14 protein-coding genes are annotated in these 13567 nt (G+C 37.8%); 9 read left to right on the forward strand and 5 right to left on the reverse strand.

What is annotated here, in order from left to right; translation table 11 throughout:
- Nucleotides 1-103 precede the first annotated feature (103 nt).
- A complete protein-coding gene (locus tag ACTHOQ_RS00435; protein WP_440493680.1) occupies nucleotides 104-667 on the forward strand; it encodes a DUF4256 domain-containing protein in 564 nt (187 codons plus the stop codon).
- Between the two features lie 94 nt (nucleotides 668-761).
- On the opposite strand, the gene ACTHOQ_RS00440 is transcribed toward ACTHOQ_RS00435, so the two are convergent.
- Both ACTHOQ_RS00440 and ACTHOQ_RS00445 read right to left on the reverse strand, forming a co-directional pair.
- A complete protein-coding gene (locus ACTHOQ_RS00440) occupies nucleotides 762-1628 on the reverse strand; it encodes an ABC transporter ATP-binding protein (protein WP_440493681.1) in 867 nt (288 codons plus the stop codon).
- The gene (locus ACTHOQ_RS00445) at nucleotides 1628-4096 is read right to left on the reverse strand and encodes a hypothetical protein (RefSeq protein ID WP_440493683.1); all 2469 of its coding nucleotides are present in this window, start codon (nucleotides 4094-4096) and stop codon (nucleotides 1628-1630) included. Before ACTHOQ_RS00445 ends, ACTHOQ_RS00440 begins: the two co-directional genes overlap by 1 nt.
- Before the next feature lie 143 nt (nucleotides 4097-4239).
- Here ACTHOQ_RS00445 and ACTHOQ_RS00450 point away from each other — a divergent pair, with 143 nt between their 5' ends.
- Nucleotides 4240-5373 (forward strand): Rgg family transcriptional regulator, encoded by a 1134-nt coding sequence (locus ACTHOQ_RS00450; RefSeq protein ID WP_440493685.1) that lies wholly within the window; start codon nucleotides 4240-4242, stop codon nucleotides 5371-5373.
- 61 nt (nucleotides 5374-5434) lie between these two features.
- Here the strand turns inward: ACTHOQ_RS00450 and ACTHOQ_RS00455 are convergent, their stop codons facing one another.
- From ACTHOQ_RS00455 to ACTHOQ_RS00465, 3 genes are all read right to left on the reverse strand, one after another.
- On the reverse strand, nucleotides 5435-6058 hold the full coding sequence (locus ACTHOQ_RS00455) for a DedA family protein (protein ID WP_440493686.1): 624 nt from the start codon (nucleotides 6056-6058) through the stop codon (nucleotides 5435-5437).
- A 325-nt stretch (nucleotides 6059-6383) separates the two neighbouring features.
- Nucleotides 6384-6992: a hypothetical protein gene (locus ACTHOQ_RS00460; protein ID WP_440493688.1), complete on the reverse strand. Its 609-nt coding sequence runs from the start codon at nucleotides 6990-6992 to the stop codon at nucleotides 6384-6386.
- A 48-nt stretch (nucleotides 6993-7040) separates the two neighbouring features.
- Nucleotides 7041-7736 (reverse strand): AIM24 family protein, encoded by a 696-nt coding sequence (locus ACTHOQ_RS00465; RefSeq protein WP_440493689.1) that lies wholly within the window; start codon nucleotides 7734-7736, stop codon nucleotides 7041-7043.
- A gap of 937 nt (nucleotides 7737-8673) precedes the next feature.
- Here ACTHOQ_RS00465 and ACTHOQ_RS00470 point away from each other — a divergent pair.
- The 7 genes from ACTHOQ_RS00470 to ACTHOQ_RS00500 all read left to right on the forward strand — a co-directional run bounded on the left by ACTHOQ_RS00470 (nucleotide 8674) and on the right by ACTHOQ_RS00500 (nucleotide 13563).
- Nucleotides 8674-8883 carry a helix-turn-helix transcriptional regulator gene (locus ACTHOQ_RS00470; protein WP_440493841.1) on the forward strand — a complete coding sequence of 70 codons (210 nt, stop codon included), beginning with the start codon at nucleotides 8674-8676 and terminating at the stop codon, nucleotides 8881-8883.
- 2 nt (nucleotides 8884-8885) lie between these two features.
- Nucleotides 8886-9188, forward strand: coding sequence for a hypothetical protein (locus ACTHOQ_RS00475; protein ID WP_440493690.1), 303 nt, complete (start codon nucleotides 8886-8888; stop codon nucleotides 9186-9188).
- A gap of 34 nt (nucleotides 9189-9222) precedes the next feature.
- Nucleotides 9223-10530, forward strand: coding sequence for a serine hydrolase (locus tag ACTHOQ_RS00480; protein WP_440493691.1), 1308 nt, complete (start codon nucleotides 9223-9225; stop codon nucleotides 10528-10530).
- Nucleotides 10531-10745: 215 nt separating this feature from the next.
- On the forward strand, nucleotides 10746-11309 hold the full coding sequence (locus tag ACTHOQ_RS00485; protein ID WP_440493692.1) for a DUF6434 domain-containing protein: 564 nt from the start codon (nucleotides 10746-10748) through the stop codon (nucleotides 11307-11309).
- 480 nt (nucleotides 11310-11789) lie between these two features.
- On the forward strand, nucleotides 11790-12242 hold the full coding sequence (locus tag ACTHOQ_RS00490; RefSeq protein ID WP_440493693.1) for a LytTR family DNA-binding domain-containing protein: 453 nt from the start codon (nucleotides 11790-11792) through the stop codon (nucleotides 12240-12242).
- On the forward strand, nucleotides 12239-12655 hold the full coding sequence (locus ACTHOQ_RS00495; RefSeq protein WP_440493694.1) for a DUF3021 domain-containing protein: 417 nt from the start codon (nucleotides 12239-12241) through the stop codon (nucleotides 12653-12655). The genes ACTHOQ_RS00490 and ACTHOQ_RS00495 overlap by 4 nt, the downstream gene beginning before the upstream one ends.
- Nucleotides 12652-13563, forward strand: a complete 912-nt coding sequence (locus tag ACTHOQ_RS00500) for an ABC transporter ATP-binding protein (protein ID WP_440493695.1) — start codon at nucleotides 12652-12654, stop codon at nucleotides 13561-13563. Before ACTHOQ_RS00495 ends, ACTHOQ_RS00500 begins: the two co-directional genes overlap by 4 nt.
- Nucleotides 13564-13567: the final 4 nt, after the last annotated feature.

Consider the following 13567-nt stretch of genomic DNA (forward strand, 5'->3'; position numbering starts at 1 on the left):
AGCTTATACGGGAGTCTCTCAGATGGCAGCTTCCCATCATTGGACAGCGTCGATTTCTTAAAGTATCATCAAGCTCAACTAATTATAAAAGAGGTGTTCTAAAATGAAAAAATCCAATGTCCTAACAGCTGAACAACATGAACAGTTACTCTGCATAGTGAAAGCCCGTTTTGAGCAGCATATGGAGCGTCATCCAAATATCGCCTGGGAAAACGTGCAGGCAAAACTCGAAGCAAATCCAGAACAGTTATGGTCTTTGAATGAAATGGAACGTACAGAGGGCGAGCCTGACGTAGTTGCCTATCATCACGAAAGTGACGAATACACTTTTATGGACTGCTCTCCTGAAAGTCCAAAAGGACGGAGAAGTATTTGCTACGACGATGAAGCGCTTCAGGCAAGAAAGAAAAATAAACCAGAAGACAGTGCAATCAATATGGCAGCAACAATGGGAATCGAAATTTTAACTGAAGCAGAATACCGCTCATTGCAGCAGCTTGGAAACTTCGACTTGAAAACTTCCAGCTGGGTACTGACACCGCCTAACATCCGAAAACTCGGCGGGGCAATTTTCTGCGATCGACGCTATGATACGGTTTTCATGTATCATAACGGTGCAGACTCATATTATGGCGCGAGAGGATTTAGAGGATCTCTTACTGTTTGATCTATGTTCGTTCAGTAATATTCCATAATTTAAAGGAAGTCAACCGCTGTCTCCATAGACGACAACGGCCGGCTTCTTTTTATATTCCTGCAAGCTACACTTGATAAAAGTCTCGGTACAACTCTTCCAAATTCCGTTTTATAGGATTCACCGAATGAATTTGCACATCATTTTTTAATAGCCACTGAAGATATTTTTCGATAGTGTCTGCCGTACCTGTAATGAGCCGGTTTTCGTTTATTTGATATGGAAGCCCGCTCTCTATCATTAATTCGGCTAAATCTCCAGTATAGGTGTACTTGATTTCAAACGGTAAATCCATATTTGATGCAACATTATTTGTGAACAGCTTCCCTTCTTTAATAAACCAAATAGTATCCGTCAAATCCTCCAGTATGTCCAGATTATGCGTTGAAATAACAATGCTCATCCGTTTTCCATGGAGCGTGCGGATCAGTTGCTTCAATTCAATGATGCTTGTCGGATCCAAACCATTAAACGGCTCATCCATTAAAATGATCAGCGGATTTGTCATAATGCTTAAAGCAATAAGCAAATGTTGGCGCATCCCAAAGGAATAGGATTTAACAGGCTGATTCACATACGAGCGGATCCCGATTAAATCAATCACCTCATCTATTTCCTTAGGCGATAAATGATAAATGCCCGCAACAAAGGACAGGTGATCATAACCAGTTAACTGCATATATAAATAATTATCGCTTGGCAAAAAAGAAATATATTTGAAAAATTCAGGGTCGCTATGCGGAATGTTATTAATTTGAACAGACCCGCCTTCAAGTTGTTCCAATCCTAATATAGAGCGCATAAGCGTGGATTTTCCAGCACCATTCGGTCCGACAAGTCCTATAATTTCCCCGGCATTGATCGAAAAAGAGATATTTTGAAGGACCAGCTTTTTTTTATACTTTTTTTCCAGTTGATTGACTTGCAATACCATTATGATGCCACTCTCCTTCTAAATAAAAGTCCCATACAGAACAATAGACTGCCGCCAATAAATAAAATTGCCGTTCCGTTTAGGAAATTAACTTGCCCATTATTTGCTTCAACGGATTTCCATCCATCGACAATATTCCATGTATCGAAATAAACAAATGGATTATATGCACTGCCCGTCAGTTCAATATAATGATCCCCTATAAAATAGCCGGCAATGACAATGATGAGTGTAACAATAATAGATGCATAATGGTTTTTCATGAATTTGCCAACTAAACTGAACAGACTGTTTAAAAAGAAAATTTGTGTGAAAATAAGAACGCCGCTTTTGACAATAACCGTTGACAGATTCTCGAAATAAAAATAGGCATTATTGGCTGTTGACAGGAAAAAGTGTGCCTCCTGCCGATCCGTTGCATAAATGAGCATCGGATATTCCGCTTCGCCCACTCCCCCGATCATTGTGGCAATAAGGAAAATAAACGCCCCGCTTATGAGCAATAAACTACAGGAAACCGCTAAATTATACGCCCATTTCGTTATATAAACAGAGGTAAACCGAATCGGCTTTGTAACTAAAAAGCTGATCGTTGGCGTCGGACTGTGCTCTTCGGAAATTGTTGTCCATAGCAGCAATACAAAGAGCAGTAATACAACGAACATCACATTCCAATCCAAATATTTGTAGATCGCAAACAAGCTGCTGTTGTCATATTTCATATTTCGTTCTTCGGTCAGCTTTAACATTACATAATGCTCGTTGCTGATCGCCTGGCTCGGAGCATCAAACTTGGAAATCCATTTATGCCCAAGCGGCCATGGTGTGATTCCTTTACCATCCAAAATATTTTGCTGCTCCTCTGACGCCATTTCTGTAATATTCCAAAGTGTGCTATTCTCATCTTTATACGATCCGGGTTCCAGCAACTTCATTGTTTTTCGATATGTTTCAAAAAAGTTTGTGGAATAGACTTCACCCTTTAAGCTTTCCAATACTTCATATCGATGGTCCAACTGTTTAATCGTATTTGCATGGAAGTCCCCATCATCTATTTCCGTACCATCAATCAGTCGCTGCATTTCCTTTTCCAGTTCAAAATCGGCTGCAACGAGTTCCCAATGTGTTCGTAGTCCGATTGTCGTATTTTGATCATTTTCAATCGCCTTTAATGCAGTAGCAGGCGCATTTTGAAATTGTTGATTCACTGCGGCAACCGTACCCCCAATACCCCAAAACAGCAGGATAAAGGTTAAAAGGATATGGCCTTTACGCTTCTTTTTTACATGCTCAAATTGCAGAAGCTTTAATTTGCCTGTCATAGGATGCTGTTTTTTGTTTGTCTTAAATTCAGGAAGTTTCAGCCCCGTATTTTTCATTGCAATTATTATATAGGAGATTATGAAACATACAGTAAGCAGGAACAGCATAGTGAACAAATAGATTGCAAAACGATTTGTAGGCAATAAGTGATTTTCATATGAAACAATTAAGTGAATCGGATTGGCCATTTGAAATCCGGCCTTTAAGGAAATCATATAGCTAGCTAAGATCGGCAAACTAACAAGCGCGAACAGTAAACCTAAAGTAGCTTGCTGCTTGAACAGGCAAATGATTAACACTAGTAAAACCGAAATAAAAATTCCCCAGCCGATCGGAATAAAGACTAGCCACTTCCAAACAGGCACCAAAACGATTTCGGAACTTACTGCCACTTCTATTGGATAAAAAATTGTATTGATATTTCCGGTTAGTAATGTCGGCAGCAAAGACAAAAAGCACGCTATGAATATGTAAACAAGGACAACCATTAATAGAGGGATCAGGTAGCCATAGTAAATTGCTTTATTGGACAATGAATTTATTTGAAAGAAGTCAAATGTCCGATTTTCTTTATCCGCCAAATATTTATAACAGAAAATAAGCAATATGAGAAAGGCAGTGATTGGGCTGAATAGAATTTGGAATAATTGCTTTGTAAATAAGGCTGTTTTAAATGGCGTAATTTGTTCCGAATAAGATAAATTATGGTCGAGCAGCGCCTCCGCTTTGGATTGCTCGACTTTCACTGCATTTTCGCCGAGATAAGGGATGGACTTGAAAGTCGTGTATTTTTCGTATTCATTGAGATAGGCTAGCTGTTCGGCTGCAATGTGCAAATTTTCATCATTTAATTTCTTTAATATTTCTTTTAAATATTCTTCTTTTAATAAAAGACTATCCAATGATAGCTGTTCTTCCGATGTGAGGCCTATCGCCCGTTCTTTCTTTAACATACTGGCAATTAATAGGTGCACGTTTTCTTTTCGATTATTGAAAGTTTCCTGCAGCTCTTGCTGTGTTGCTCCTGATTGACTGCTATTAACGACTAGAAGCATTATGATGAGAAGGCCTACCGCAATTGGCAAAAATAAAATATACTTGCTTTTCAACCATCCCTTTACGAGAAAATGGATGACTTCTTTCATATGTTTCCCCCCAGCACATGAGTATATTTATAAAAGCTGCTTATACACTTGAAAAAGTTGCGGATATATAAAAAGAAAATCCAACTGCTAAACTTGCATTTTCAATGTATTCATCATTATTGGTTCATCACCATAACATGGGGTTGATTTCCATTGCGGGTCGGACGCTTTCCGCGGGCACGGCTCGAGCCTGTAGTCTCTCCCTCGGTGCTCCTGCCGCTACGCTTTCGTCGCAAAATAAATTTTGCTGTTCCCGCTGGAGTCGCCTCCCCTCCATTCCAATCAACTCGCCTTGGCATGAAGTTTTGTCATCCCCAACTTTTGGTGAAGAGCCTCATTATTCCTCATTTGCACTATTTTTACAAATATTCGGACAAAAAGTATATAATATGCCTAAAAGAATATTAGGTGATGATATGAAACATTATGGCAAAATTATAAAAGAAATTAGAGTTGGGAAAGGCTATTCTCAGCAATATGTCTGTGAAAATATATGTACCCAGGGCAACTATTCAAAATTTGAAATCGAAGAAAGCAGAGAAATAAAATTCTCTATACTGAATGATTTTTTAGGAAGGCTTGACATATCATTCGAGGAATTCAATTACATAAGCAACAATTATGAAATGCAGGACAGGCAAAAAATACTGCACCAGTTTTATAATCAAACATATAATTCCGAGAGCGCTTTATATAAATTGAAAAATGATTGCAGTGCTTATTTACTGAAAAATCCTGAAGACAATTTATTATTAAATATTCGTACAGTTCTTGAAGGTATGATTGTTCTTGCAAAATCCAGTAATTTCGTACAGGCTACTGAAATATTATCCTCTATTTGGAAGGATTTATCCCGCAGAAATACATTATACTTATCGGATATTTATTTGTTGAATGCGATTTTATTTATTTTTCCGAGGCATACTGCAATCGAAATTAAGGAATTTGCTTTTCGTCATATTGAGAAATATAAAGGGTTTCAGAACATAAACAAATTAAAAGTGAACTTTTTGATCAATCTATCACTTATTCATATAAAAGAAAAGGATTTTGCAGATGCGCTCATTCTACTGAATGATGCGATCAAAAAATGTAAGAAGGAGCAACTTTTCATCAATCTGTCTATCTGTTACGTGAGAAAAGGCATTTGCTTGAACTATTTGAAAAATGCTGATGAAGGTTTCTGTGAAAAGGGTTTAACCATTCTTAGGCTACTGGAACAAACGGAGCTGATAAACCTTTTGGAAAAAGAGGTTAATAGCCATTTACTCGTGTAGTTTTCCGCGTTTCGATACGGTGAAAGGGTAGCCGATATTAAACTTCGGCCACCCTTTGAATTTATTTCTTCTTATTTAAATTCATTTTGCGCTCCAATAATTTAATACGATATTTATAAATCGCATAAATTATAACTAACACAGCAATTGAAATAACAAATGGCTTTAAATATTGTGTAAACAACTCCCCGGCTTGTTCCCAGTTTTCGCCTAGCTTAATGCCTAAATAGACATATAAAGCGGTAATCGGCAGCATGGCAAAAAACGTGTATACCGAAAATTTCCACACATTCATTTTCGTCATGCCGCATGGAACGGAAATCGCTGTACGGACAATTGGCATGAAGCGCCCAAAAAATGCGACACCCGCCCCGTATTTAGCGAAAAACTTATCTGCGGCATTCACTTGCTTTTCGTTAACCAAGAAAAACTTCCCGTATTTTAACACGAGCGGGCGACCACCGTAGCGACCTACTGCATATAATGTCAATGGGCCGATCGTTCCACCGACCGTTCCTGCAAGCACCATCAGCCAGTAATTAAATCCACCTTGAGAAATCCAAAATCCGGCTAATGGCAAAATAATCTCCGCTGGAATAAATTCAAAGCACAGCGCCAGCAAAACACCAAAATAGCCGAACCCTTTAAAAAACTCAATCATTGAAAAAATGATTGTATCCAACAACGTAAAAACAACTCCAATCATTTACATAATACATATTAAAATGGAAAAATCCGATTTTAAATAAAATGAGCATTACTGCATTCATTTAGCATACAAAAACTTTAGGCGAATCACAATAGAAAACACGAAAACCTTCCGTTAATGTGGCCATTCTCTTTTAAATAGAACGCAGCTGGGCAATAAATGTTTCCTGTTCAATGGAAATTTATCGACAATATAAAGAGGCGTTTATACGGCACTATTATAGTATGTATAGCCGCAATGCTATATGTCATCCAATGAAAAGAGGCATACCCAACTATATGTGGTATACCTCTTACTAGTTTTATCTCTCCAATAAGTGTTGCGTTAAAGACGATTTTGCATTTAATTGTTGCAGCAATGCATTCTCGTTGTTCGCTGTTTTCGATTGGATGAATTGTTCGATATGGCCGATGTTTTTCTGCATTTGCTCAATCCGCAACTTCGCCGCAGCATTCGGATTTTCTCCGGCACGCTCGACATAGCTTGAATAGGACGATTGCAATTTTTCCTTTGCCGCATTCATGCTATTCAGCATTTGAGCTTGGAAATTATTCATCAAACCTCCTGCATAGGATTGTGTTAGTGAATGATCAACATTATTATAATCAGACATATAGAAATTTTCTTTTTGCGGCTGCTGTAAATTTCGAATCAGTATGGAGGCGAAATCATTCGTATTTTCTGTTGAGTTTAAGCCGTTTAATAAAGGCGTCGCACTGGAACTTGACAATAATTCAAATAATGCACCAGAATTTGTACCCGTTGTTTTTTCTTTATTATTTAAAGCGTTCATTAAATAATCTTCAAAGTTTGCGCTCGTCCCGCCAGTAAACGATGCTGATTTCGCTTGATAATAAGCCGGATTTATGAGTCCATTAATCTGGCCAAGTAAAGATAAATCATTGAACATGAGAACACCTCCTTCGTCTATTTCGTCATATTTTTTGGATACGTTTTATCAGTTATTCGTCTGGTCGTAATACGTTTCCTCATACGGCTGGACAATAACAAAGCCATCCCCTTCAAACTTCATCTGAATCGATTCGCCGCTTCCACGACCAATCATCGTGCGGAAGCTAATATCTGTATGGAAATTCGGCGTTAAATTGCCGGACCATGCAATTGTCGCATTTGGATCTGTGAACACCGGCTTTCCAGGTGTCACCCGCAATGTCAGCGGCTCATAATGGCTTGTAATCGCAATTAAGCCCGTTCCTGAGCACTTTACATTGAACAGTCCGCCTGCCATCATGCCCGCAACTTTACGCATCATTTTCACTTCATGTTTGACGGATGGCTCAAATGCCAGTAAATCATTGCCGTTAACAAATATATCGTCACTTTGTAAATTAAGTAAAATGATTTTTTTCCCTTTATCGGCCAAATATAGCTTCCCTTTTCCGCTTGCTTTCATTAGTTGCGTGCCTTCCCCTGTCAAAGCTTTTTTGAACATATTGCCAATCCCATGCTCTGTCAGCTTTTCACGCTCGAATTTAATGCTGCCTTCATATGCAATCATTGCCCCCATTTTTGTCCACACAAGGTCGGTTAAGTTTACTTCCAATAGACGGTCGGTTTCCAGTTCGAAATAGCCTCGTTGCTCATCGGATTCCGCCGTTTTCTTAACGAATTCCTCGATTGTATATTTGCTCATCGTTTATTCCTCTTTTCATTTTTAATTTTTAATAATTCATCAAATGGCCCAATTTGCCAACATATAGCAACGAATAATTACCTGTAAATAATCGGCATTGTGTCACTCCACAGGAAAATTACTTCTTAAAAGCCATTGTATGTTGATTGACCATTGCTCAAGCCAAACTTGTTGATACTTTATATACGGATAATATTACAAAAAGTTTCCATAAAATGCTTTTTCCCTATTCAAATTATAAATCATATATCTCTCTGGCATATTCTGCATGAAAAACTGAACTTAAGATCATTAACTGTTTTAACTGTCATTGCTCAATTTTCAGCTCATGCGTAATACACTTTACTACAGGCCCTTGTCTCCGAAAAAGTCGAGGATTATTTGAACGCACCGGCAGGACAGTAAAAAAGGACTGATGCCTGATTATAAGATGAATAGGATACGCTACTTATCGTTTCGGCTTTTAAGAAAACTGATTAAACATCCATTTAGATGAATAGACGGAGAGATTCCGCTTATTGACTTGAATAGCAGAAAAATGGATAGTTTTATTTTGAATAGACGAAAAATCCCCCCTTATACAACCCCAAAATGAGGTACTTTCCGCACTTAACCGGAAAATCTGCGGTTATCTTTCTTCCGTTCGTCACTTAATAGAGAAATATAAATAGAATTCCCTGTTTATAATCATACAAAAATATCCAGCGACAAAATAATACGTATTACGGCCGATTCGAAAACAAATCTTACGGGATGCTACGGTAAATGTAAGCTTAGTTGCTTAAAATGTTAACTTTGCACCCTTTTTTCTTTACTGATTGTCCAAAAAAGTAATATTATTTTTACTAAATGTAAAAAATAGTTTACCATAAGTGAAAAATATGTTACATTCATTATTAAGAAGAGGTGATAATGGATGCCAATAAATAACGAAAGAATGATTCATAATCGAATTGTTGTGCTAAGGGCCGAACGTGGCTTATCCCAAAAAGATTTAGCAGATCAATTAGGTGTCAGCAGACAAACGATTATTTCCCTTGAAAAAAATCGTTATAACCCATCTTTAAAATTGGCTTTTGAAATTGCTTTACTGTTTGGCGTGGAACTGCAGGAAGTTTTTCAATATGAATTTGGAAAGGAGAAATAACGATGGATGTTTTTATGGCTGTTTTACGAATTCTTTATGTACTTATTTTCTTTGCCGCTGTTTTTATTGTATTGAAATTTGAATGGGGGGAAGAAAGCAAGGATGAACGCGGGAAAAGCATTTCAAATAAATCATATGGACTTGTATTTCCCTTAATTCCGCTAGGCTGGTTTGTGATTGAATTATATGATCAATTTATTCACCACCTCACTTATGAAACGTACAAATTAGTTATCTGGTTTTTAATTACTGGACTGATGGTGCTTCATGCAACGCTTGTTTCTATATTAAGGAGAAGATATTAAATTACAACTTTGTAATTGGAAAGGATGTATGGCGATGAATAGTTGGGCTTGGATCGGATTGTCATCTATTATTTTTTTTACGCTTTTGCCTTTCGTTAATAAGAAAAACCGGACTAAAGCGGAAATGCAAAAAGCGATTGTAACAGTCGGAACTGTCATTGGAATTATCATTGCGGTTTCATTTTTCCACGTAAATTACATCGCAGCTTTGCTATTCGGTCTTCTTGCTGTCATTTTACTTGATCGTAAAACATATACAAAAAAACGATTGTCCATTTACGGCCTAATGGTGCTTGCAGTCGGAATTGCAGCATTTGCAGTTTTCCGGGACAATCCTGATTATGTATTAAAACATTTAAAAGAAAACCCACAAAGCTCTTCTTTGTTTGTTGCTGAAAACGGGATGCCGTTTATTGCTTATCACTCGGATGTTGTCCGCCCTTTAGCCAGTACCGTAAAAATACTTATAGCCGTCGAATATGCAATGCAAGTCGATGCAAATACCATTCAAAAAAATGACACCGTATCTTTGGAAGAATTAAACCGCTTTTACTTAAAAAACTCAGATGGCGGAGCACATGAAGCATGGTTAAATATCATGAAAAGTGACGGAAAAATAAAAAATAATGAAGTTTCACTGCATGATGTGGCAAAAGGCATGATTACTTATAGTTCAAATGCCAACACAGATTTTCTAATCGGAAAACTGGGCATCAACTCTATAAACGAGCGGGCAAAAGCGCTAGGCATTGAAAAGCATGAAGAAGTCTATCCAATAGTCAGTGCTCTCTTTATTCCTGAGCATGTTCAGCAAGAAGACATCGATGAAAAAGAATTAATAAAAATACTTGAACGGATGCCTATCGATGAGTATCGTTCTCTATCCACTATGTTAAGTCAGCATATGAAAACTGGCATGATTAAAACGACCGATGCAACATTCAACTTGTCCCCTGCGCTGCAAAAAGTATGGTCGGACCGCTTAATCGGTGCCTCAGCAAATGATTACGGCAAATTGCTCGCTATCATTTCAAATGACGAACTGCCTAATGTCGCCGCTGAAACGATAAGAGATTTGCTTGAATGGCCAATGCAGCTAAATCAGGATAATCAGAAGCATTTTGCTTACATTGGCGCAAAAGGCGGTTCGACAATGTTCATTCTAAACAATGCCATGTACGCACAAAACCTTAACGGCGATCAATATGAGCTTGTCCTTCTAATGGACGACCTCAATATAATGGAACAGCTCCTCATCAGCAACAATCGCCATTCATTCGAGTCAAAGCTGTTAAACAGTAAAGATTATCGCATGAAAGTGCTGAACGAGCTAGCCGAATGAGCACTTATAGCCGAAGCTGGCATCTTGCCACAAGTTCATTTTGCTCAGTGCAGCATATGCAAAATCAAAAATAGTGCTGAGAATTTACGGAGAAAATGACCGTGACAATAAATATATGGAATGCGGAAAGCGCTAATATTTTGGAAAAAGGCATTTCATACAACCCTATCTGCTTTTAATATGCAGAAGCGTAAATTATCAAAAAGGAGAACTGTATGCGACCATCATTAACGAAAAGCATCCAGCTGAATGACTTTCTGAATTACTACTGGTTAAAGGAAGAACTGACGCAATTTTGCCAAGAACATGGCCTAAGTACATCTGGATCAAAAGAGGATATTACAGACCGAATAAAAATCTATTTACAAACAGGAGAAATTGTTAAGCCTGCGCGCAAACGTTCTCCAAAAAAGACCGCAGCGGACAATGATTTAACATTGGATACTATTATAGCGGATGGACATAAATGCAGTCAGAACGTGCGTTATTTTTTCAAAAGCCATATCCCAAACTTTCATTTTTCCACCTATATTCAAAACTATTTTAAAGAAAACATAGGAAAAACGTACAAGGATGTCATCAATGCATGGCATGAAGAACAGCAACGCCTTAAGGATCCATTGTACATTAAAGAAATTGCTCCTCAATTTGAATACAATCAATTTACCCGTGATTTTTTCGCTGATCCTGCTAATAAAGGAAAAACGAAAAAGGAAGCAATTGCTGCATGGAACATCATAAAATCGAAACCCGGTGACAACAAATACAAACCTCTTTAAAACAACCAACCAAAACTTGAGAGTGAAATCATTTAAAGTTGCTCCCTGTAAGATGACACTAAAAAAATTCATCTTTCAGGGACTTTTTATTTGCATTGAAAAACATAGATCAGGGCGAATAAATACCGCTTAGAATAATCATGCCCTTAGTCAGCAAAACCAAATAAAGAAGATTCCCTGCGCAAAACGATTATATGACAATAATAAATCATACTTTCTATGAACTCTCCGCTTCCCGATTATCATGTGATCCGCGCATGAAATCCAGCACATATATGCAAATCACCTATAACCATCACAATTTATTTTTCATAGCAGTGCGAAAATGGCCATTTCCAAAGTACAATGAAAATAACCCCTATAGCTTCCCGTTTCACACGAAGAATTTTACCTGTTATTGTATTTTTTCTACCTGTTACAGGCGATTTTGAAGAGCATTCAAATTTCAATGCTACAATATTTCCAAGAGAGGAGTAACTGATGAAAGTTCATCTACATATTGAAAACGAGCGACATGAAATTGAAGTTCACATTCATGCCCCTAAATATGACGAGGCAGTTGAACAGTTAATGAAAAAACTAAATGGCTCATTACAGGACAGTATCGCAGGCTATTTAAACGGAGACATTCATTTACTAAAACCGCAACATATTTATTCGATTTTTTCTGAAGAAGGAAAAGTTTTTTTACAAACAAATGAGGAAGAATTTGAAGCGAAAAACAAATTGTACGAATTGGAAGAGCGCCTTCATTCAAGCTTTATACGCGTGAATAAATCAATGCTTGTTAATATCGAAAAAATCGTTGCCATCAAATCAAAAGTGCTCGGCAATCCCCAAATTGTATTGGCGAATGAAACGACAGTGCCTGTTAGCCGAAATTACTTCAAATTATTAAAAGATGCACTCGGATTGGGAGGTGCCGGCAAATGAGGAACTTTTTGATCAGCTGCTTTGTGAGCGTGTTCATGTCCTATTTAACGATTGCGATTATAACGTACAATGACGAGACGATCAGTTGGTCAAGTGCGGAATTATTGCATCAATTTCTGTTCGCTCTCTTACTGGGCGTGATGATTGGTTGTGCAAATTGTTTATTTTCCATTAAGCATTGGCCGTATATTACCGTCTTGTCTCTTCATTATGGCATTGTGCTTTTTTCCGTTTATACAATCGGACATTTCGGAGATTGGTTTTCATTATATGAGCCGACAACGGCATTGTTATTATTTATCGAATGCACGGGGATTTATATGGTTGTTTCGTTGTTTATTTATATTTCGATGAAGAAAGATGTGGAACGAATGAATTTGATTTTAAAACAAAATCGGGGTGACAAGCGATGACTTATGCGATTGAAGTTAATCATCTAAAAAAGCAATACGGGACATTCGAAGCTGTGAAAGGGATTAATTTCCGGGTAAAAGAAGGCTCATTGTTTGCGTTTTTAGGAAGCAATGGTGCCGGGAAATCAACGACAATTGAAATTTTGTGCACATTGCTGGAAAAAACGAGCGGCGCCGTTATGATTCAAGGACACGAGCTCGGTACAATGAGTGGCAATGCAGCGATTCGCCATTTAATCGGCATCGTATTCCAGCAAAGTTTGCTCGATAAAGAGCTTACAGTAAAGGAAAATATATTGCATCGCGGGCGGTTTTATCAATTAAAAAAAGTGCAATTACAGGAAAACTATGAATTTGTGCTCGAATATTTGAATTTAAACGATATTGAGCACAAAAAATATGGGCAATTATCGGGCGGGCAACGGAGACGTGCAGATATTGCCCGCGCAATAATCCATAAGCCAACGATTTTATTTTTGGATGAACCGACGACAGGCCTGGACCCCCATACACGGAAATTCGTATGGGAGACGATTGAACGACTAAGGAAAGAAATTGGCATGACGATTTTTTTAACGACCCACTACATGGAAGAAGCGACGAACGCAGATCAAATTGTCATTATCAAAAAAGGGGAAATTGTCGCTCAAGGCACACCAAATGAATTAAAGGAAAAATTCGCATCAGACCAAATCGTGCTATCTTTCAAAAAGGATATTGATGTCGAATATGTTGCCGGGCAAATCGGTTATGAAATCACACAATTTGGTGATGTGCATAAAGTGAACATTCCTTCTACATTACACGCAATACCGATAATCGAACAAATGAAACCTTTCCTCACATCCTTTGAAGTGGTGAAAGGCTCGCTTGATCATGTATTTATTCAAATTAACGAAGAAAGGTAGATGG

The organism is Solibacillus silvestris, assembly GCF_051967575.1.
Taxonomy (GTDB): Bacteria; Bacillota; Bacilli; order Bacillales_A; family Planococcaceae; genus Solibacillus; species Solibacillus silvestris_B.